The sequence below is a fragment of the Stappia stellulata genome (assembly GCF_020176715.1).
GTDB lineage: Bacteria > Pseudomonadota > Alphaproteobacteria > Rhizobiales > Stappiaceae > Stappia.
The window spans coordinates 343,592-362,647 of sequence record NZ_JAIVMF010000003.1 but is presented as its reverse complement, the minus strand read 5'-3'; the positions used below and the strand labels follow the sequence as shown (position 1 = coordinate 362,647).

18 protein-coding genes are annotated in these 19,056 nt (G+C 66.2%); 4 read left to right on the top strand and 14 right to left on the bottom strand.

The genetic code is table 11. The features are described from left to right. A partial coding sequence (locus LC092_RS06385) for a transposase (RefSeq protein ID WP_224805603.1) occupies positions 1–469 on the top strand: 469 nt, incomplete at its 5' end. A gap of 104 nt (positions 470–573) precedes the next feature. Here LC092_RS06385 and LC092_RS06380 read toward each other — a convergent pair. From LC092_RS06380 to LC092_RS06320, 13 genes are all read right to left on the bottom strand, one after another. Beyond that, positions 574–1,983 carry an FAD-dependent oxidoreductase gene (locus LC092_RS06380; protein WP_224805602.1) on the bottom strand — a complete coding sequence of 470 codons (1,410 nt, stop codon included), beginning with the start codon at positions 1,981–1,983 and terminating at the stop codon, positions 574–576. Between the two features lie 2 nt (positions 1,984–1,985). Continuing rightward, positions 1,986–2,600: a cysteine hydrolase gene (locus LC092_RS06375; protein WP_224805601.1), complete on the bottom strand. Its 615-nt coding sequence runs from the start codon at positions 2,598–2,600 to the stop codon at positions 1,986–1,988. 4 nt (positions 2,601–2,604) lie between these two features. Further along, positions 2,605–4,656 (bottom strand): hydantoinase/oxoprolinase family protein, encoded by a 2,052-nt coding sequence (locus LC092_RS06370; protein WP_224805600.1) that lies wholly within the window; start codon positions 4,654–4,656, stop codon positions 2,605–2,607. Beyond that, on the bottom strand, positions 4,653–6,389 hold the full coding sequence (locus LC092_RS06365; protein ID WP_224805599.1) for a hydantoinase B/oxoprolinase family protein: 1,737 nt from the start codon (positions 6,387–6,389) through the stop codon (positions 4,653–4,655). Before LC092_RS06365 ends, LC092_RS06370 begins: the two co-directional genes overlap by 4 nt. Continuing rightward, positions 6,386–7,270 carry an isocitrate lyase/PEP mutase family protein gene (locus tag LC092_RS06360; RefSeq protein WP_224805598.1) on the bottom strand — a complete coding sequence of 295 codons (885 nt, stop codon included), beginning with the start codon at positions 7,268–7,270 and terminating at the stop codon, positions 6,386–6,388. Before LC092_RS06360 ends, LC092_RS06365 begins: the two co-directional genes overlap by 4 nt. Next, positions 7,249–7,773 carry a hypothetical protein gene (locus LC092_RS06355; RefSeq protein WP_224805597.1) on the bottom strand — a complete coding sequence of 175 codons (525 nt, stop codon included), beginning with the start codon at positions 7,771–7,773 and terminating at the stop codon, positions 7,249–7,251. The genes LC092_RS06360 and LC092_RS06355 overlap by 22 nt, the downstream gene beginning before the upstream one ends. Continuing rightward, on the bottom strand, positions 7,770–9,083 hold the full coding sequence (locus LC092_RS06350; protein WP_224805596.1) for a 3-isopropylmalate dehydratase large subunit: 1,314 nt from the start codon (positions 9,081–9,083) through the stop codon (positions 7,770–7,772). Before LC092_RS06350 ends, LC092_RS06355 begins: the two co-directional genes overlap by 4 nt. Next, complete coding sequence (locus tag LC092_RS06345; protein ID WP_224805617.1) at positions 9,083–9,787, bottom strand: ABC transporter ATP-binding protein; 705 nt, start codon at positions 9,785–9,787, stop codon at positions 9,083–9,085. The genes LC092_RS06350 and LC092_RS06345 overlap by 1 nt, the downstream gene beginning before the upstream one ends. A 7-nt stretch (positions 9,788–9,794) precedes the next feature. Further along, positions 9,795–10,574: an ABC transporter ATP-binding protein gene (locus LC092_RS06340; protein ID WP_224805595.1), complete on the bottom strand. Its 780-nt coding sequence runs from the start codon at positions 10,572–10,574 to the stop codon at positions 9,795–9,797. Further along, the gene (locus LC092_RS06335) at positions 10,567–11,541 is read right to left on the bottom strand and encodes a branched-chain amino acid ABC transporter permease (RefSeq protein WP_224805594.1); all 975 of its coding nucleotides are present in this window, start codon (positions 11,539–11,541) and stop codon (positions 10,567–10,569) included. The genes LC092_RS06340 and LC092_RS06335 overlap by 8 nt, the downstream gene beginning before the upstream one ends. 3 nt (positions 11,542–11,544) lie before the next feature. Next, positions 11,545–12,417 carry a branched-chain amino acid ABC transporter permease gene (locus LC092_RS06330; RefSeq protein ID WP_224805616.1) on the bottom strand — a complete coding sequence of 291 codons (873 nt, stop codon included), beginning with the start codon at positions 12,415–12,417 and terminating at the stop codon, positions 11,545–11,547. A gap of 79 nt (positions 12,418–12,496) precedes the next feature. After that, positions 12,497–13,729 (bottom strand): ABC transporter substrate-binding protein, encoded by a 1,233-nt coding sequence (locus tag LC092_RS06325; protein ID WP_224805593.1) that lies wholly within the window; start codon positions 13,727–13,729, stop codon positions 12,497–12,499. A 64-nt stretch (positions 13,730–13,793) separates the two neighbouring features. Beyond that, positions 13,794–14,660 (bottom strand): GntR family transcriptional regulator, encoded by an 867-nt coding sequence (locus LC092_RS06320; RefSeq protein WP_224805592.1) that lies wholly within the window; start codon positions 14,658–14,660, stop codon positions 13,794–13,796. A 164-nt stretch (positions 14,661–14,824) separates the two neighbouring features. On the opposite strand from LC092_RS06320, the gene LC092_RS06315 reads away from it, so the two are divergent. Together LC092_RS06315 and LC092_RS06310 are read left to right on the top strand one after the other, a co-directional pair. Further along, entirely contained in the window at positions 14,825–15,403 is a 579-nt protein-coding gene (locus tag LC092_RS06315; RefSeq protein ID WP_224805591.1) for a tautomerase family protein, read from the top strand. A 292-nt stretch (positions 15,404–15,695) separates the two neighbouring features. Continuing rightward, on the top strand, positions 15,696–16,337 hold the full coding sequence (locus LC092_RS06310) for a hypothetical protein (protein WP_224805590.1): 642 nt from the start codon (positions 15,696–15,698) through the stop codon (positions 16,335–16,337). A 25-nt stretch (positions 16,338–16,362) separates the two neighbouring features. Here the strand turns inward: LC092_RS06310 and LC092_RS06305 are convergent, their stop codons facing one another. After that, on the bottom strand, positions 16,363–17,322 hold the full coding sequence (locus LC092_RS06305; protein ID WP_224805589.1) for an agmatinase: 960 nt from the start codon (positions 17,320–17,322) through the stop codon (positions 16,363–16,365). A gap of 478 nt (positions 17,323–17,800) precedes the next feature. Between LC092_RS06305 and LC092_RS06300 the strand changes: the two genes are divergently transcribed. Then, positions 17,801–19,024 (top strand): ATP-grasp domain-containing protein, encoded by a 1,224-nt coding sequence (locus tag LC092_RS06300; RefSeq protein ID WP_224805588.1) that lies wholly within the window; start codon positions 17,801–17,803, stop codon positions 19,022–19,024. Positions 19,025–19,056: the final 32 nt, after the last annotated feature.

Below are 19,056 nucleotides of genomic sequence, written 5' to 3'. Positions count from 1 at the left end.
CTCTTCCTGCAAGGCGCTCCTGCGGGCGCTGGACCGGCAACTGGCGGCGCTCGACACAGCCATCGACGCGCTGTGCGCCCGCTGCAGGCTGCTTGCCCGGCGCATCGCTCTTTATCGCAGCCTGCCGGGCGTGGGACCGCGAACCGCCATCGCGCTTGCCGCCACCATGCCCGAACTGGGGACGATGACCGGCAAGCAGGCCGCCTCTCTCGCCGGTCTTGCTCCGCACCCCAGGGACAGCAGGACACTCCGGGGCTACCGCAAAACACGCGGCGGACGCCCGCAGATCCGCTCCATCCTGTTCATGGCCGCCCTCGGCGCGGCACGCAGCAACGGACCGTTAAAGCCCTTCTATCAACGACTTGTCGAAAGCGGAAAGAAGAAGCTCGTCGCTCTAACAGCCGTCATGCGAAAGATCGTCGTCATCCTCAATGCACGCATGAGAGACGAATTCAACGCAATGAGTTGATGACGCCTCTTGAACGTATGTCATCAACCTCCGGCAGACGCTGCGCGTCCCGCGACCGGATATCAGCCTTTGCGGGCAGATGCTTCCCGGCCGGCCACGCGATTTCAGCTCTTGCGGGCGGACGCTGCGCGTCCCGCCACGCGGGCGAAAGCAACCGCCGTCAGCAGGCCGTTGCCGGAGAGATAGCCGGAGACCTCCGGTCCGGACACACCGCAGGCCGCGCCTCCGGCGGCGAAGAGGTTGGGGAAGGGGCGTCCGTCCCCGCGCAACACGCGGGCGCTCACGTCGATCATCAGCCCGCCCTGGGTGTGAAACAGCGCGCCGGTAACCTTCACCGCATAATAGGGCGGGGCAAGCGCCGGTTTCTCCGTGAAGTCGCGTCCGAAGGGATCGGCCTGCGCGCCAGACTGGAAGCGGCCGACGGCCTCCAGCGTCTCGGCAAGGGCGGCCTCCGGCAGGCCGGTCGCCGCGGCGAGATCGGCAAGGGTGCGTCCCTCCCGGATCGCGCCGGCGGCAAGTGCATCCCTGTAGTCGGGGAATCCGCCACACGCGAAGTCGTGGATGCGGGCGTCGTAGAGGTTCCAGGCGGTGCCGCCGGCTTGCGCGAGAACGGCGACGGCCTGTTCCGAATAGCCGCCTTGCTCGTTGGAAAAACGGGCGCCTGCCGCATTCACCTGGACCGCGCCTTCCATCATCAACGCCCAGGAGATCAGCACGCCATGGGGATGGGCCAGCGATCCGTGCCCCTGATAGGCGGTGAGATGACGGGTCTGCGCGCCGAGCGCTTCGCCCCAGAGCACCGCGTCGCCGGTGTTGCCGGCGTGTCCGTAGTAGAGCGCATCCGCCATTTCCGGGATATGGCGCGCAACGAGATAGGGGTTCCCGCCATAGCCGTTGCAGGCGAGGATCAGCGCCTTGCAGCCGATGGTCTCCCGGTGGCCGTCCGGGCGCTCGATCTCGACCGCGCGGATCGTGCCGTCATCATCGGCAAGGAGGGTTTGCGCCCGGGCCCCGGTTACGACGGGAACGTCGCAGGCCTCGACAGCGGCCGACAGCCGGGCAAGCAGGGCCGCGCCGGTCTTTTCGGGCACCGCATGCATTCGGTGGCGGCTGTGGCCGGGGTAGAGGAAGTCGGTCAGCACGACCCATTCGAGCCCGTGGCGCTCCGCAAGCCAGTCGAGTGCCGGGCCAATCTCGGTTGCGGCCAGGTGCGCAAGCTCCGGCACGGCGCGGCCCTTGGCCTTCTGCTGGATGTCGTGCTCGACGCGGGCAGGCTCGTCGTCGGCAATGCCGGCGGCGCGCTGGGCCTTGGTGGCGGGGGCGGGAATGAAGCCCGACGACATCGACGTCGACCCGCTCGGCGAGGCGTCGCGCTCCACCACGACGACCTCCGCGCCGCCGTCGTGGGCGGCGAGGCTTGCGACCAGCCCGCAGGCGCCGGCGCCGATGACGAGCACATCCGTTTCGATGTCGACATGGTCCGGCAGCGTGCGGCGGATCGCGGGTGCGCTCATGATCAGCGCCTGGCGAGCTCGCTGAGCGCCTCGGCGCAGGTCAGCGTCATTGCAACCGTCGCGAGATCGCCGATCGCGCGCTCATGCGTCTCGCGCGAGAAGGCGGCGCAGCCGTCGGACAGGACGGCGGTGGAGAAATCGCGCACATGCGCATCGCGCACGGTGGAAGCGACGCCGCCATTGGTGACGATGCCGCAGACCATCAGCGTTTCGATGCCGGCCTTGCGCAGCACCCAGTCCATCCGGGTCATGTAGAAGGCCGAATAGGCGACCTTTTCCACGGTGAGGTCGGCGGGCTGTAGCTCATCCACCAGCCGATGACCCCATTCGCCGGGGCAGAAGTCGCCCTTCTGTAGGAAGGGCCGCATCTGTTTGAGGTGGTGCGAGATGAAGGGTTCGCCTTTCTTGCCCGGCACCAGCGTGAACTGGGCGGAGACGATCCAGCCGCCAGCCTCGCGCAGGGCTTCCGCAACGGGGCGCACGCGTGCGGGCAGGGCCGCAATCTCGGCGCTGGTCTGTCCGCCGCGCGCATAGGCGCCATCGGGATGCAGGAAGTCGTTCTGAAGGTCGACGATCAGAAGCGCCGTGCGGCTCGGGTGGTGGAGGGAAAACGCCATTCGCTTACTCCGCCGGTGCGATGACCAGATTGCCGAAGCGGTCGACCGTCGCATCGAGACCCGGATCGACGAAGATCGTCGTGTCGGGCTGTTCCAGCAGCGCCGGCCCCTCGATCCGTGCGCCAACCTCGAGCGCCAGACGGTCGTAGACGCCCGCGACATGGTGCTTGCCGTCGACATAGACCGAGCGTGTCGCCAGGCGGCAGTCCTTGGCGGGCTTGCCGTCTTCGGGCGCGAAGAGCGTCATGTCGAGGCCCGGGCGGCGGCCGATCACCGCGATGCGGTAGTTCATCACCCGCATCGGAATGCCCTTGAGCAGTCGCCCGAAGGTGGCGCTATAGGCCGTCTCGAAGGCATCGCGGATGGCGCAGGCGGTCAGCCCGGTTTCCGGCACTTCGATCGGCACGCTCACCGTATGGGTCTGTCCGAGGTAGAGCATGTCGAGCTCGATCACCCGGTCGACCGTCTCGAAGCTGACGCCTGCGGAGGACAGCACCGAGGCCGTCTCGCGCGCATCGCGCAGGATCGCCTTGCCGAGCTCCATCGTGTCGATCTCCGACAGGATGCCGTTGACCGTCTGCACCCGGTCGTGGCGCATGTCGGCAACGACGCAGCCAAGAGCGGAGGTGACGCCCGGAAAGCGCGGGACGAGGGCGGAGGCAAGTCCGACCTCCTTGATCAGCGCGCCGGTGTGCAGCGCGCCGCCGCCGCCGAAGGGCATGGCCGCGAATTTCGCCGGGTCATGGCCCTTCTCGATGGACACAAGCCGGATCGCGCCGGCCATCTTGGCATTGGCAAGCTTCAGGATCGCCTCGGCCGCATCCTCGATGGTCAGCCCGAGCGGCGTGGCGATATGGGTCTTGATCGCTGCGCGCGCGGCGTCGATGTCGAGCCGGTCGAGCTTGCCGCCGATGGGACGGTCGGGGTTGATGCGCCCGAGCACCAGATTGGCGTCGGTCACCGTGGGGCGCGTGTTGCCGAGGCCGTAAGCGACGGGCCCCGGATCGGAGCCGGCCGATTCCGGGCCGACCTGCAGCAGGCCGCCCGCATCGACGGCGGCAATCGAGCCGCCGCCGGCGCCGATGGTGGTGATCTCGATCATCGGCGTGCGCACGACCATGCCGAAGTCGATCGATGTCTGCGCGGCAAGGGCCGCTTCGCCGCCGGCAACGAGCGAGACGTCGAAGGAGGTGCCGCCCATGTCGCAGGTGACGATGTTGTCGAAGCCGGCGGCCTGCGCGATCCGGGTCGCCGCGATCACGCCGGCGGCGGGACCGGAGAGCGCGGTGCGCACCGGATAGCGCTTGGCGGTGTCGATGGACATGACGCCGCCGTTCGACTGGACGATCAGGATATCGCCTTCAAAGCCCTGTTCCTTCAGTCCGCTTTCCAGACGGTCGAGATAGGAGGAGACCACGGGCTGGAGATAGGCGTTGAGCGTTGCCGTCGACAGCCGCTCGAACTCGCGGATCTCGGGCAGGATTTCCGTTGCCGCCGTGACATAGGGCGTCGGCCAGACGGAGCGCACCGCCTCGACCGCGCGGTGTTCGTTGTCGCTATTGGCATAGCCGTTGATGAAGAAGACGCAAACCGCATCGCAGCCGGCCTCGATGAGCGCGCGGGCGCGGGTCTCCACTTCGCCCGTGTCGACTTCCTCAAGCACCGTGCCGTCGGCGAGCACGCGCTCGCGCACCTCCACCCGGTCGGGACGCTCAACCACCGGCGTGAAGGCCCCCTTCAGGCCCCAGGTGGTCGGACGGTCGCGGCGGCGCATTTCCAGGACGTCGCGAAAGCCCTCGGTGGTGATGATGCCGGTGCGCGCACCCTTGCGCTCCAGGAGCGCGTTGGTGCCGACGGTGGTGCCATGCACCACGGTGCGAATGTCGCCGAAGGCCTCGACCCTGGAGGCGATGCCCTCGATGAAGCCGCGCGACTGGTCGCCACGCGTGGAGGGAACCTTGGCGGTGGTGACGCGGCCGGCGGCCTCGTCGAGGATGAAAACATCGGTGAAAGTGCCGCCGACATCGACGCCGATCACATAAGCCGGCCCGCTCATTCCGCGGCCTCCCTTGAACGCAGTGTTTTGGTCCGCTCCGTATCGACGCTGCCTTCGGCATCGAGCGCGACGCCATAATCGGATTGCGCATGCTCCCGGCTGACGATGCCGAGCGCGACATCGCGCGCGACCGTCTGCGGGTCGCGGGCAAGCGGATTGCCGTAGCCGCCGCCGCCGGGGGTCTCGAGCCTCAGACGCTGGCCGCGCGCGATGCTGATGCCGACCATTTTCGAGGCCATCGGCGGCTGGTGCCAGCCGTCGGACTGCTCGTAGGAAAAGCGGTTCATCGCCCCGGCCGCGCCGCCGACGACGCCGGGCGGCGCGTGGCGTCCGCGCTCGCCGAAGAGGAAGACGTCGGCCTGTTTTTCCAGAAGCTCGATCTCGTAGATCGCGCCGAGCCCGCCGCGCGTCTCGCCCGGACCGCCGGAATCGGGTCGCAGCGCCCATTGCGTGAAGCGCACGGGATAGGCGGCCTCGAGGATCTCGAGCGGCGGGATCGTCGCGGTGGAAATCGGCGCGTTGCCGTGGTTCAGCCCGTCGCCGCCGGCATGCGCCCCGTGGCCGCCGCCGAAGAAGGAGAACATCACCCAGCGCTTGCCGTTTTCGCGGTGGCCGGCGAGCGACAGGGCGTTGATCGTTCCATAGGCGCAGGCCATCGCCGGTTCGGGCGCGATTTTCGCGACCGCCTGGAACACCACGTCGATCAGTCGCAGGATCGTCTCGGTGTAGCCGCCGACGGGCTTGGGCGCCTTGACCGCAAGCAGCGAGGCGTCGTCGATCCTGAATTCGACCGGCTCCAGCACGCCGGCATTGGCCGGCACGTCGCCGAAGATGTGCTTCAGCGCGACGTAGCAGGCGGCGATCGTGGTGGAGCGGGAGATGTTGACCGGTCCGGCGCAGGCAGGCGAGGAGCGGGAGAAATCCATCACCATCGTCTCGCCGTCGATCGTCAGGTCGAGCGCGATCTTCAGCGGTTCGTCGACGATCCCGTCGTTGTCGAGCCAGTCCTCCGCCGAGACGGTGCCCTGCGGCAGGGCCGCGATCTGCGCGCGCATCAGCTTCGCCGCGCGCGCCTTCAGCTCCACCAGGCAGTCGCCCACCGTGCGCGCGCCATAGTCGTCGAGCAGCTCGCCCATGCGCCTGGTGCCGAGGTCGAGCGCGTTGATCTGGCCGTTGAGATCGCCGTAGAGCGACATCGGCAGGCGCGAGTTGGCGGAGAGGATGTCGACCACGTCCTGGCGGAACTCGCCCCGGTCGTAGAGCTTCACCGGCGGGATCAGCATGCCCTCCTGGAAGCATTCCGTCGCGGCCGGATTGTAGTTGCCGGGCACATTGCCGCCGACGTCATGCCAGTGGCCGACGGAGGCGAGGAAGCAGAACAGCTTGCCGTCGCGAATCACCGGTTTCACAAGACGGAAGTCGGAGAGATGCGTGCCGCCGTCATAGGGGTCGTTGAAGATCCACACGTCGCCGTCGTGGACGCCGCCGGATTTCGCCGCCTTGTCGATGACGGCCTTCACGGCGAAGGCCATGACGCCGACGAAGATCGGCAGGCCGGACTTGCCCTGCACCAGCGTCTCGCCGGTCGTCGCGTCGTAGATCCCGTGCGAGGCGTCATGGGCCTCGGCGATGATCGGGTTGAAGGCGGAGCGGAAGAGGGTCGCGTCCATCTCGTCGGCGATCTGCTCCAGCCGGCCCTTCAGGATGGCGAGCGTGACGGTGTCGATGGTCATCGCGAGGGTCCTTCGGTGTCGTAGCGCTTGCCGGTTTCCAGCATGTCGTCGGTGCCGATTACGCCGTTGAGGCCGGCGAAATCGAACATGCGCGCGCGAAAGGCCTCGTTGGAGCCGTTGGCGACGAGATTGGCGTAATAGTCGCGCGCGGTCGCAGCCAGCGCGCGCACCACGCCGCCGGGAAAGATCACGAAGCTGAAGCCGAGTTTTTCCAGCGCGTCGGCGCCGACGATGGGCGTCTTGCCGCCTTCCACCATGTTGGCCATCAGCGGCACGCGCCCGCCGAAGCGCTTCACGATCTCGGAGATCTGCTCCATCGATTGCGGCGCCTCGACGAAGAGCATGTCGGCGCCGGCCTCCAGATAGGCCTCGCCGCGCTCCAGTGCCGCTGCAAAGCCGTCGACGGCAATCGCGTCGGTGCGGGCGATGATCAGCGTCTCGTCGCTTGCCCGCGCATCGCAGGCCGCGCGGATCTTGCCGGCCATTTCACCTGTCGCGATCAGCGACTTGCCGCTCAGGTGGCCGCAGCGTTTCGGGCTGGTCTGGTCCTCAAGCTGCAGTGCGTTGGCGCCCATGCGCTCGAAGACGCGCACGGTGCGCTGGACGTTGAGCGCATTGCCGAAGCCGTTGTCGGCATCGACGACGACGGGAAGGGCGATGCGGTCGCGGATCGCGGCGAGTGTGTCGGCGACCTCGGACATCGACACGAGGCCAATGTCGGGCCGGCCGAAACGGGTGTAGGCGATGGAGGCGCCGGAGAGATAGACGGCCTCGGCGCCGGCCTGTTCCGCGATCAGCGCCGTCAGCGCGTCGTAGACGCCGGGCGCCAGCAGGATTTTCTGCTCGGCCAGTCGCTGTTTCAGGGGCGGTGTTCGGCGCATTGGCCTTGCTCCTTGTTGCGCTCCTTGGCGAAACGCTTCTTGAGATGCGGCACCAGCCCGCCGTCGGCGAGCAGCACCTGAAGATTGTCGGGCAGGGGATCGAGCGCGATCGCCGCGCCGTCGCTTGCAAGCTCCAGCCGCGCGGCGGCGACATCGAGGCGCGCGGCCGCGCCGTCCGTCACCGCGCTCAAATCCGGCGCGGTGAGGACGGGAAGGCCGAGGTTGATGGCATTGCGGTAGAAGATCCCGGCAAAGGAGAGGGCCACCACGCCTGCAAGGCCGAGGTGTTTCAAGGCTTCCGCCGCCTGTTCGCGCGAGGACCCGACGCCGAAATTGCGGCCCGCGACCAGCACGTCGCCGGGCTTCACCTCCTGCGCGAAGCCGGGGCGCACGCCCTCCAGACAATGGGCGGCGAGCGCCTCGATCCCGCCCTTCATATAGGCGCCGGGCGCCAGCTGGTCGGTGTCGATATCGTCGCCGACGAGAATAATCCGCCCGCTCATGACCGCTCTCTTTCGTCTGGCAGGAAGTCGCGCGGATCGGCGATCTTTCCCGCTATCGCCGAGGCGGCCACTGTCAGCGGCGAGCCGAGCCACACCCTTGAGGAGGCAGCCCCCATCCGGCCCTTGAAGTTGCGGGCGGTGGAGGAAATGCAGGTGACGTCCTCGCCCAGCCGGTCGGTGCCATAGCCCGCGCAGATGCCGCAGGCATTGGGCAGAATGCGTGCACCCGCGTTCTCGAACACCGCCATGATGCCGTCGGCCGCCGCGCGGTCCTGGTCGCGCTTCGAGGCCGGCGCGACGAGAAGCTCCACGCCCTTGCCGAGCCGGCGGCCACGCAGGATATTGGCGGCGTTTCTCAGGTCCTCGTATTTCGCGCCGGTGCAGGCGCCGATATAGGCGATATCGACGGGCGTTTCAGGCGCCTCGGTGACGGGGGCGCTGTTCGCGGGCGAATGGGGGGCTGCGACCTGCGGGGCGAGGGCGCTCGCATCGAAGACGTGATGTTCCTGAACCGGCGCGCCGGTATCCGTCGCAAGGCCGCTCCAGCTTGCCCGCGCGTTCATGTTCGCGCCGGCGGCCTCCAGAAAGGCGGCCGTGGTTGCGTCGGGGGCGATCAGCCCGGCCTGTCCGCCAAGTTCGGCCGCCATGTTGGAGAGCGTCATGCGCTCCTGCATGGAGAGCGCTGTGATTGCCTCGCCCGCGTATTCCACCGCCTGATACTTGCCGCCGTCCATGCCGAGCCGGCCGCAGAGCGCCAGCATCATGTCCTTGGCCGTGACGCCTGCCGACAGCCGTCCGCGCCACTTGAGCAGGATGGTTTCGGGTACCTTGAGCCAGATCTCGCCGGTGGCGAGAACCCCGGCCATCTCGGTGGCGCCGACGCCGAACATATAGGCCCCGAAGGCGCCGCCCGTCGGCGAATGGCTGTCGCCGCCGACCACCAGCATGCCGGGGAGGAGATGTCCGCGTTCGGGCAGCACCACGTGGCAGATGCCCTCGCCATCGTGGAAGGCGACCTTGCGCTCCTTCGCCCACTGGCGGGTGAGTTCGAGAATGCGCGCACCTTCGTCGGTGTCGCCGGGCACGAAATGGTCGGAGATCAGCACAACTTTGGAGGCGTCGAACAGGCCGACGCCGAGATCCTGCAGGATCGGCTCGACGCGGCGCGGGCCGCCGCTGTCGTGGATCATGGCGAGGTCGACGCGCGCTGTCACGATCTCGCCGGGCGTGACGTGATCGCGTGCCGATGCGCGGGCGACGATCTTCTGCGCAAGCGTTGTCGGGCGGGGGGAGGTGGGTGTTTCGGTCATCAGGCGAGCCCCAGGTAGGAGCGTTTGAGGTCCGGATCGTCCATCAGCGTCGCGGTCGGGCCGGAGAGGCGGATCTCGCCGTTTTCCATCACGAAGGCGCGGTCGGCGATCTCCAGCGACTGCAGCACGTTCTGTTCCACCAGCAGGATCGGCAGGCCGTCCTTGTTGAGCGTCCCGATCAGGGAGAACATTTCTTCCACCAGCAGCGGCGACAGGCCGATGGAGGGTTCGTCGAGGATGAGCAGGCGCGGTTCGGCCATCATGCCGCGGCCGATGGCGAGCATCTGCTGCTCGCCGCCCGACAGCGTCCCGGCCTTTTGCCGGGCGCGCTCGCGCAGGCGCGGGAAGGTGTCCATCACCCGGTCCAGATTGCGCGCGCGGTTGGGCTTGCCGCGCCGATAGGCGCCAAGTTCCAGGTTCTCGCGCACCGTCAGATTGGGGAAGATGTGGCGCCCCTCCGGCACTTGGATCAGGCCGAGATCGACGATCGCCTCCGGCGTTCGGGTCTGGATCTCCATGCCGTCGAAAACGATACGGCCCGACCAGGCGGGAATGAGCCCGGAAAGAACGGAGGAGATCGTCGTCTTGCCGACGCCATTGGACCCGAGCAGGGCGACGATCTCGCCCTTGGCCAGATCGAAGGAGACGCCGCGTAGCACCTCGACGGCGCCGTAGCCGGCGCGCAGGCCGTCCACAAGAAGCATCGTGTCGTTACTCATGCGCGCCTCCAGCAGTGGCGGCCGCCTGTTTCGCCATGCGCTCGGCCATGCCCTTGCCGAGATAGGCCTCGATCACATGGGGGTCGCGGGTGACCTCTTCCGGCGACCCCTCGGCGATCAGTTCCCCCTGATTGAGCACCCAGGTGTGTTCGGACAGGCTCATCACCGCCTGCATCACATGTTCGATCAGGAGAATGGTCACGCCCTGGTCGCGGATCGCGCGGATCACCGGGATCACGTCGCGGATCTCGGACGGGTTCAGTCCGGCCAGGACCTCGTCGAAGAGGATCAGGTCCGGGTCGGTGGCAAGGGCGCGGGCAACCTCCAGCCGCTTGCGTCCGGCGACGGTAAGGGCTGCCGCGTCCATGTCGAGCCGGTCGCCGAGGCCGACCTTGCGGGCGACGTCTTCCGCCTTTTCAAGAGCGGCGGCGCGCGAGCGGATCTTGAGATGCGCGCCGACGGCGATGTTTTCCCGCACGCTCTGCCCGGCAAAGGGCTGGACGATCTGGAAGGTGCGGATCATGCCGCGTTCGGCGATCTCCTGGGGCGCGAGGCCGGTGATCACCTCGCCCTTGAAGCGGACCTCGCCGGCATCGGGCGTATGGAAGCCGGTGATCAGCGCGAAGAGCGTGGTCTTGCCGGCGCCATTCGGGCCGATCAGCGAGGTGATCTTGCCCGCCGGCACCTGCATGGTGATGTTGTTGGAGGCCTGCAGGCCGCCGAAGCGCTTGGAGATGCCGGCGACGTCCAGGATGGGGGCGGCGTCATGCATGGCGGTCGCCCTCCGCGGTGCGCCGCATCCTGGCGGTGAGGCGGGAGACGAGACCCGACAGGCCGCGCGGGGCAAAGAGCACCATGATCACCAGGATGGTGCCGTAGATCACGAGGCTGATGCCCGGCAGGTCGCCGATCACCTCGCGGGTCACTTCCGAGACCGCATGAAGCGCGACCGCGCCCAGCAGCGGACCGAAAAGCGTGCCCATGCCGCCGACGATCGGCACCAGCAGGCTTTCCACCGAAACGGCCGGCCCATAGGCGATGCCGGGATCGAGGTAGAGGAAGAACTGGGCGTAGAACACCCCGGCAAGGCCGGAGAAGAGGCCCGACAGCATGATCGCGCGCATCTTGACCCGGAAGGGATCGACGCCGAGGGCGCGTGCGGCATCCTCATTGTCGCGCACCGCCATCAGCCTTGCGCCGAAGCGGGAATGGCCGATCCACCAGGCGGTGAGGAAGGCGGCGAGCGTGATCGCCCACAACAGCCAGTAGAAGCCGGCCTTGGAGGTGAACTGAAGACTGGCCGCGCCCGGATCGAGCGGGATGAGAATGCCGACGCCGGCGCCGGTGAAAGGCACCGTGTTGGAGAGAATGCGCAGGACTTCCGCAAAGGCGAGCGTCACCAGCGCGAAATAGGACCCGCGCAGGCCGTAGCGAAACGTCGTGAAGCCGATGAAGGCTGCGACGCCGACCGCAAGGGCGCCGCCGGCGACAAGCCCCAGCCAGGGATTGATGCCGAATTGCACCTGGAGCACGGCGACCGTATAGGCGCCGGTTCCGAAGAAGGCGGCATGGCCGAAGGAGAACTGGCCGCCATAGCCGCCCAGAATGTTCCAGGCCTGGCCGAGGAGAGCGGCATAGAGCGTCATGATGAGAGTGGTGCGCCAGGATTCCGATTCCACGACAAAGGGAACCGTGAAGAGCGCGGCGAAGACGAGACCGAGGAGGGCGAGCTGGCGCATGGGTCAGACCTTGTGTCCGAGCAGGCCCGTCGGCCGGAAAACCAGAACGAGGATGAAGATCAGGAAGATGCCGAGCTGGCCCAGGCTTTCGCCGAAGAACAGGCCGCCGAGCGCTTCCACCACGCCGATGATCAGCCCGCCCAGGAGCGCGCCGACGAAGGAACCCATGCCGCCGAGCACGACGATGGTGAAGGCGATCAGCACGAAACCGTGACCGACCTGCGGGTTCACGTAGTAGCTCGGCAGGAGCAGGCAGGCGGCGACGCCGAGACAGGCGATGCCGAGGCCGAAGCTCATGGCGAAGACATGCTCCACGTCGATGCCGACGAGCTTTGCCCCCTTGCGCTCCTTGGCAAGCGCGCGAATGGCGCGGCCGAGATCCGTCTTGCTCATGATCAGCCACAGGAGCGCTGCGGTGATCAGCGCGCCGGCGAAGGCGACGACCTTGGGCAGCGGCAGGAAGGCGCCTAGGATCTCCACCACCTCGAAGGAATAGGGCACGTCGATGATGCGGGTGTCGGACTTGAACAGGAACAGCGAGAGGTTCTCGATCACGATGGCGAGGCCGAGGGTCACCAGCAGGATGTTCTCGTCGCGCCCGTGGCTGGCGCGGCCGATGATGCCGCGCTGCAACGCATAGCCGAGCGCGAACATGCCGGGCGGCACGATCAAGAGCGCCACGTAAGGGTCGATCCCGAACTGGACGTTGAGATAATAGACCGCGTAGAGGCCAAGCATCAGCAATGCCCCATGGGCGAAGTTGATGATGTGCAACACGCCGTAGATCAGCGTCAGGCCAAGGGCGACGAGGGCATAGAGCGCCCCTGTCGTCAGCCCGTTCAGCACGGACGGAACGATGATCGCCATGTCGGGCATGGTCACTCGCAAGGCTTGTCGGACGAGAGGGGCGGGCGGGAGCGTCACGCCCCGCCCGCTTCGATCACGCGACTGGCGCTCAGCCGCCCATCGGGAAGACGGTCTCGGCGGAGGCGAACTCGGCCGGGAAGATCACCTCGATCTCGCCGTTCTGCACCTGGGTGTTGACCGGCTGCGCGCCTTCGTTCTGCCCGTCGACCATCTTCGTCGCGCCATAGGGCATGTAGGACATGTCCATCTCCGAGGCCGCAAGCGCTGCGTTGACCGCATCCTTGTCGGTGGAGCCGGCGCGCTCGATGGCATCGACGAGACCGAGTACGGCGTTATAGGCGAGGAACACCTCGTAGGTGTAGATCAGGCCCTTGGCTTCGGCCGCCGCCTTGCGCTGAAGCGCAACGTCCGACTTCGGATTGAACCAGTGATTGCAATCCATGATCAGGTCGGCGGCTTCCGGGAACTCGTTGACGAACTGGTAGTTCGACGCGGCCCCGCCGAGCACCGAGTAGATGCCCTTCGCCTCGATGCGCTGCTGGCGCATGGTGCGGGCGAGCAGCACATATTCGTTGTAGTAGTTGGCCGGGATGATCAGGTCCGGCTTCTGCGACTTGATCTGCAGCACGATGTTGGTGAAATCGCGCGTCGGATTGGCGTGCTTGATGACATCGATCACCTCGATGCCCTTTTCCGGCAGGCGCTTTTGCAGCAGGCCGGCGGTGCCGGTGCCGAACAGCGATTCCTCGTGGATGATCATCGCCGTCTTGGCCGGGGAGCCGGCGGCCTTGTTGATCGTGTCGAGGTTGTCGACGGCGAAGTCGGCGATCTTGCCGTAGCCGGGGCCGAAGCGGAAGGTGTTGGCCAGACCGCGCTGGACGATCTTGTCGGAGACGCCGACGTCGACCACATGCGGCGTGTTGGTCTTGGCGGCTTCCTGCGAGGTGGCGAGCGAGATGGAGGAGGCGTAGCCGGCGACGATGCCGTCGATGCCGGCCTCGGCCATCTTGGTGACCTCGGCCGCGCCGATCTCAGGCTTGCCCTGGCTGTCGGCGAGCACCGCCTCGACCATGGCGCCGCCCATCGACTTGATGCCGCCGGCGGCGTTGATGTCGGCAATCGCCATCAGCGCGCCTTCGCGGCACTGGTTGCCGGAGAAGGCGACGAAACCGGAGACGGGATGGATCAGGCCGATCTTCACCGGGGTCGCCTGGGCGCGCAGCACGGCCGGAAAGCCGGTCACGCCAAGTGCAAACGCGGCGGCGCCGGTCGCCAGGAAATCACGACGGCGCAGGCCGCCCTTCAACGTCTTGTCAGTCATCTCAAACCTCCACTGACGGCCGTCTTCGCGACCGGTTGGCTGTCCCGGGTCCCTCTTTGCGCTGTTATCCGCCGCCGGCCGGGACCGGTGGCGAGCTTGTCGTGGTCCAGCGCGGGCCGCTTTCGGCGCGCACCCGGCGCATGGACATTTCAAAACGGTAGAGATCCGGCCGGTAGAGGACGCGGATGTATTCCACGGGTCGCTCGGAGCGGTCGCTGACGACACGGCGCACCTCGATCAGCGGCGAGCCGGCCGGGATCGACAGCACGGTGGCGACGTCCGTCTCGGCGACGGTTGCGGAGATCGTCTGGCGGGCGGAGGCGACATCGACGCCGGCGCGCTCCAGAAGGTGCAGCAGCGGCTGGACGTTGAGGTCGTCGCTGCCGTAGTGGCGGCCGATGTCGGCCGGCACATAGGTGACGAGATAGGACATCGGCTCGCCGTCGAGGCGGCGCACGCGCACCGCGCGCTGCACCTCGGTGCCGGGCTCGACCTCAAGCGCGTGGGCGATGTCCTCGCCCGCGGGCACATAGGCGAAGGAAAGCACCTCCGCCGTGGTCGACTGGCCCATCAGGGTGATGTTTTCCAGCCAGCCCTCGATGGAGGAGGTGACGGCGGGGGCCGGCGGGCGGTTGACGACGCGGGTGCCGCGCCCGCGCTCGCGGATGACGAGACCGGCGTCGGCCAGTTCGTTCAGCGCGCGTTTGGCGGTGATGCGGGAGACGCCGAATTCGGTGGTGAGGTCCTGCTCGCTCGGCACGCGCTCCCCGGCCGACAGGTTGCCGCCATAGATGCGGTTGCGCAGGAGCAGGAAGATCTGGTGGTAGAGCGGAACGGGCCCGTTCGGGTCGAGGCCGCCGGCACCGCGCAGCGTTGCGGCTGTGTCGCTGCCTGTCGTGGCGGGTTTGATCGGGACCGGCGGTGTGCTCACGGGCAGGCTCTCTTTCCGTTCGATGTGTTTAATGGTATGTCATTATACCATTATGTCAATCGGCTTTCGTCAGGTCGGGAGACGGGCCGAAAAGCGTTGTTTTTCAAAGAAGTCTTCGGAAGAGGCGCGCCGAGAGCGGCCGACAGTGCGGGGAGGAACGCAACATGCCGATCGTGCGGGTAACGATGATCGAGGGCTATGGGGACGAGGTGCGCCAGCGGCTCGCGTTGCGGCTGACCGATACGGTGCGCGGCACCATCGCGGCACCGGCCGACGGCGTCACCGTCGCCATCGAGGAGGTGAAGCCGTCAAACTACATGCGCGGCGGCAGGAGCCGCACGCCGGGCGCGGCCGTGCCGGACCCTGTCGAGGTGGTGCGCGGGTTCCTGGCGGCGATGGAGGCGCGCGACCTGGAGCGGGCTGAGGCCCATCTCGCCGATGGCTTCGAGATGATGTTTCCAGGCGGCCGGCGCTTCGAGACGCTTTCGGAGATGATCGCCTGGGGGCAGACGCGCTACCGGCGGGTCACCAAGACTTTTGCCGGCTTCGACACCGGATTTTCCGACGGTTGCGCCGTGGTCCATTGCCATGGAACGCTGAGCGGCGAGTGGCTGGACGGCGCGCGTTTCGAGGACGTGCGCTTCATCGACCGCTTCGAGGTCGTCGACGGGCAGCTCGCCCGCCAGAGCGTGTGGAACGATCTGGGCGAGCGGAAACGGGAAGGACCCCAGGTCACTGCTTGAATTTGCAATCGCGGTGTTCCTGCTGATCGTCACGCCGGGTCCGGTCCGCGCGTCGTTCTCCGTCCGGCCTGTCGGGTCTTTGCCCACACGGCAAATGGATGCGATTCAACCGATGTTTAGACCTTGGCCGTAGAGTGTCGGCTTGTGTGGGGCTGCTGCGGTTCCCATGGTCTTTTTTTCGCGAGGTCGATCCAGCTCCATGTCCGAGTGTTCCCTTTCTCCCGATTGCGAACCGAGAGGTGGCGCTGCGTCCTCCGCCCCCCTCGACACGGTGCCCAGCGGAGCCTGGCCGGTGACGGCGATACGTGTCTGCACACTGGTGCTTCCAAGTCTCTTCCTGGCGCTGGTGCTTCTGTTGCCGGTGAAAGAGCCCAAGCTGATGTTCCTCGATGCGCTTGCAGCGGCGGAATTTGCGGAAACCTGCTGTCGGCCATATTACGGCTTCGTTTCGACGGTCGGGATCATGCTGTGGGTCGCGACCGCTGCGGTGTGTCTGTTCTGCGCGCTGGCCTTCACGCTGGCGCATCGGTCGCGGGCGGTCGTGCTGTTTGCCGGTGCCGCCGGTCTGCTGTCGGGGTGGCTGGCGCTGGACGACGCCTTCCTGTTGCATGAGGTCGTGCTGCCCGAATTCGGGATCGCGCAGAATCTCGTCCTCGCCGCGAACGCCGCATTTGCCGTCGCCTATGTTGCGGCAAGCCATCGGATCATTCTCAACCACGACAAGTGGCTGCTGTTGCTGGCCTGCGGCGCACTTGCCTTCAGCATGGGCGTGGACACGGTGTTCCACAGCCTCGATCCCGTCCTCGTCTATGTTGAGGACGGGGCGAAATTCCTTGGCATCTTTTGCTGGATGAGCTTCCACATCACAACGATGGCGCGGATGCTTGCACAGCCCTCCGCCGCGGACGGCGTCGGGTTCGGCGCGTCGCGCTGATCGGCTCCGCGCTTCCTGCAACCGGTCAGGCCGGCGTTGCAACCATGGCGCACAGCATCTCGAACAGGATCGAGGCGCCGAGCCAGGCGGTGCCGCCGGAGGCATCGAAGGGCGGGGAGACCTCCACCAGATCCGCGGCGACGATATTGACGCCCGCAAGCAGCCGCGCCACCTGAAGCGCCTGGAAGGAAGTCGGCCCGCCGACCTCGGGCGTGCCGGTGCCGGGTGCGAAGGCCGGGTCGACGAAGTCGATGTCGTAGGAGACATAGGTCGGCGCGCTGCCGGCGATCTCGCGCGCCTCCGCCATCACATCCTCCGGCCCGCGCGCGAAAAACTCCTCGATGGCGATCACCCGGATGCCGGCATGGGCGGCGAACTCGCGGTCCTCGGTGTCATAGGCGGTGCCGCGAATGCCGATCTGGACGCAGCGTTTCGGATCGAGCAGCCCTTCCTCGATGGCGCGGCGAAACGGCGTGCCATGGGTGTAGAGGCAGCCGTCGAAATAGCTGTGATAGAGATCGGTATGGCTGTCGAAATGGATCAGGCCGAGCGGCGCGTCGGCGGCCAGCGCCCGCAGAATCGGTAGCGTGCACAGGTGATCGCCCCCGGCGGTGAGCGGGCGGATGCCTTCCGCCTTCACCCCGGCGAAGAATGCGGTCATGCGCTTCAGACTGTCCTGGAGATCTACCGGGTTCGGGCCGACATCTCCAAGATCCGCGCAATTGGCCAATTCGAACGGACGCACGCCCGTCGCGCCGTTTTGCGCCCGGATCATGGTGGAGAGGTCGCGCAACTGGCGCGGCCCGTGGCGCGGTCCCGGCCGGTTGGTGGTGCCGCCGTCCCAGGGGGAGCCAATGAGGCCGATCTGCACGTCCTTGCGGCGGGGATGGTCCGCCTCCACCAGCGGAAGTCGCATGAAAGTGGGGATGCCGGCAAAGCGCGGCAGGTCGAAACCCGACACCGGCTGAAAGAAGGGATCTGCCATCGACGCGCTCCTCGTGCGGACGGATAGGTCTGGCGGAGCGGGATCCGCGCGGGTGGCTTATCGTCCGCGATTGCGGCGCGGCAGGCAACCCGCGGTCCGGCGCAAGCCACGAGGACGATCTGAGAGAAAGAGTTACTTGATGTTTTAAGCTGATAAATACAATATAATTTCATGACAATGCAGATAATTTAAAAGTAATATCTGGAAAGATTTGACGAATTTCGAAATATTTTTACAATATTATTTGTCGATATCGCCGATATTAATCTCTCGTAGAATTCCGGATAATTTTGCATATCATTGGCGTAGCTTGAAATTAAATCTGATTCCTTTACGTTCAGCTACAAGGCGGCTGGCATTCTCGGGTTCATTTCTGGAGATATTGGTTGCCAGTTGCGCGATCGGTTCCGCGATTGCGTCGCGCTTCAAGCGCGAGGATGCAGGAGGACGTGTCCATTTCAGAAAACAGGAGATACACATGAGCATTGATCCCAACAAAGGTTACGTTGCGCTTCTGGGCTGGAGCCTGAACGCCATCGATGCGATCGACCGGTTCGACCGGAAGTACATCGTCGTGGCGCCGCCCTGGGCGGAGGACTACTGCAAGCAGAACGACATTCCCTACATGTCGTGGGACTTCGACCGGCTGAACGAGCGCTCGCACGAGCTTGCCCATCGGCTGAAGGACGAGGGGGTCGACGTTGCCATTCCGCTTTTTGAGGAAACCGTGGAGTGGGCCGGCGCGATCAACTCTGTGCTCATGGACAATCCGCGTCTGCTCGGACAGTCGATGCTGTTCCGCGACAAGTCGCTGATGAAGCGGCGGGCGCAGCTTGGCGGCATCCGGGTCGGCGTTTTCGAGGAGGCCCACGACCGCGGCGACGTCATCCGCTTTCTCAAGCGGGTGAACCAGACGCTGCTGAAGCTCGAGGGCGATCCCAACGATCCGATCCACTTCAAGGCGTTCGACAAGTCTGGCACGGCGGGTCACCGGGTGATCCGCACGCCGGAGGATGTCGACAACATTCCCGACGAGGAGTTTCCGGCGCTGCTGGAAAGCCATCTCGACGGGTGGGAATTCGCGGTCGAGGCGTGGATCAAGGATCGCAAGATCCAGTTTCTCAACATCTCGGAATATGTGACGCTCGGCTACTCGGTGTTCGTGCCGGCGACGCCGGAGCTTGAATCGTGGCGTGCGCGCATCACCGAGGAGGTCGAGAAGCTGATCGAGGCCTTCGACATCGATTTCGGCTTCATCCATCCGGAATACTTCCTGACCAACGACGGCAAGCTCTACTTCGGTGAGGTCGCCTATCGTCCGCCGGGCTTCAACGCGCTGGAGCTGATCGAGCGCGCCTACGGGTTCAACGGCTATCAGGGCATCGCGCTGATGTTCGATCCGAAGACGAAACAGGAGGAGGTCGACGCCTTCTTTCCCGAGGCGGTCAAGGACGCAAAGGGCCATGCGGGCTGCTTTGGCGTCTATCCGCGCCGGCGCGTCATCAGCCGTCTGGAGATCCCCGAGGAGACCCAGAATCACCCCTATTTCGAGTTCCACGAACTCGCCTCGCCGGCGGAGCAGAAGGTCACGAAACGCACCGCATTTGGCACGCATTGGGGCCTGGCCTATTTCTTTGGAGAGAATCCGCACAGACTGCGGGACCTTCTGAAGGCCCAGGAGGATCTGGATTTTTACGTATAGGCGCGTCGAGGGCGACCGCTTGCAAGAGGACG

Coding starts and splice junctions, on each gene's coding strand:
- LC092_RS06350 (WP_224805596.1), bottom strand. CDS start 9,083: ATGACCGAAACACCCACCTCCCCCCGCCCGACAACGCTTGCGCAGAAG.
- LC092_RS06340 (WP_224805595.1), bottom strand. CDS start 10,574: ATGCATGACGCCGCCCCCATCCTGGACGTCGCCGGCATCTCCAAGCGC.
- LC092_RS06315 (WP_224805591.1), top strand. CDS start 14,825: ATGCCGATCGTGCGGGTAACGATGATCGAGGGCTATGGGGACGAGGTG.
- LC092_RS06380 (WP_224805602.1), bottom strand. CDS start 1,983: ATGAGCGCACCCGCGATCCGCCGCACGCTGCCGGACCATGTCGACATC.
- LC092_RS06360 (WP_224805598.1), bottom strand. CDS start 7,270: ATGCGCCGAACACCGCCCCTGAAACAGCGACTGGCCGAGCAGAAAATC.
- LC092_RS06335 (WP_224805594.1), bottom strand. CDS start 11,541: ATGCGCCAGCTCGCCCTCCTCGGTCTCGTCTTCGCCGCGCTCTTCACG.
- LC092_RS06370 (WP_224805600.1), bottom strand. CDS start 4,656: ATGAGCGGGCCGGCTTATGTGATCGGCGTCGATGTCGGCGGCACTTTC.
- LC092_RS06345 (WP_224805617.1), bottom strand. CDS start 9,787: ATGCTTCTTGTGGACGGCCTGCGCGCCGGCTACGGCGCCGTCGAGGTG.
- LC092_RS06325 (WP_224805593.1), bottom strand. CDS start 13,729: ATGACTGACAAGACGTTGAAGGGCGGCCTGCGCCGTCGTGATTTCCTG.
- LC092_RS06375 (WP_224805601.1), bottom strand. CDS start 2,600: ATGGCGTTTTCCCTCCACCACCCGAGCCGCACGGCGCTTCTGATCGTC.
- LC092_RS06365 (WP_224805599.1), bottom strand. CDS start 6,389: ATGACCATCGACACCGTCACGCTCGCCATCCTGAAGGGCCGGCTGGAG.
- LC092_RS06300 (WP_224805588.1), top strand. CDS start 17,801: ATGAGCATTGATCCCAACAAAGGTTACGTTGCGCTTCTGGGCTGGAGC.
- LC092_RS06355 (WP_224805597.1), bottom strand. CDS start 7,773: ATGAGCGGGCGGATTATTCTCGTCGGCGACGATATCGACACCGACCAG.
- LC092_RS06330 (WP_224805616.1), bottom strand. CDS start 12,417: ATGCCCGACATGGCGATCATCGTTCCGTCCGTGCTGAACGGGCTGACG.
- LC092_RS06305 (WP_224805589.1), bottom strand. CDS start 17,322: ATGGCAGATCCCTTCTTTCAGCCGGTGTCGGGTTTCGACCTGCCGCGC.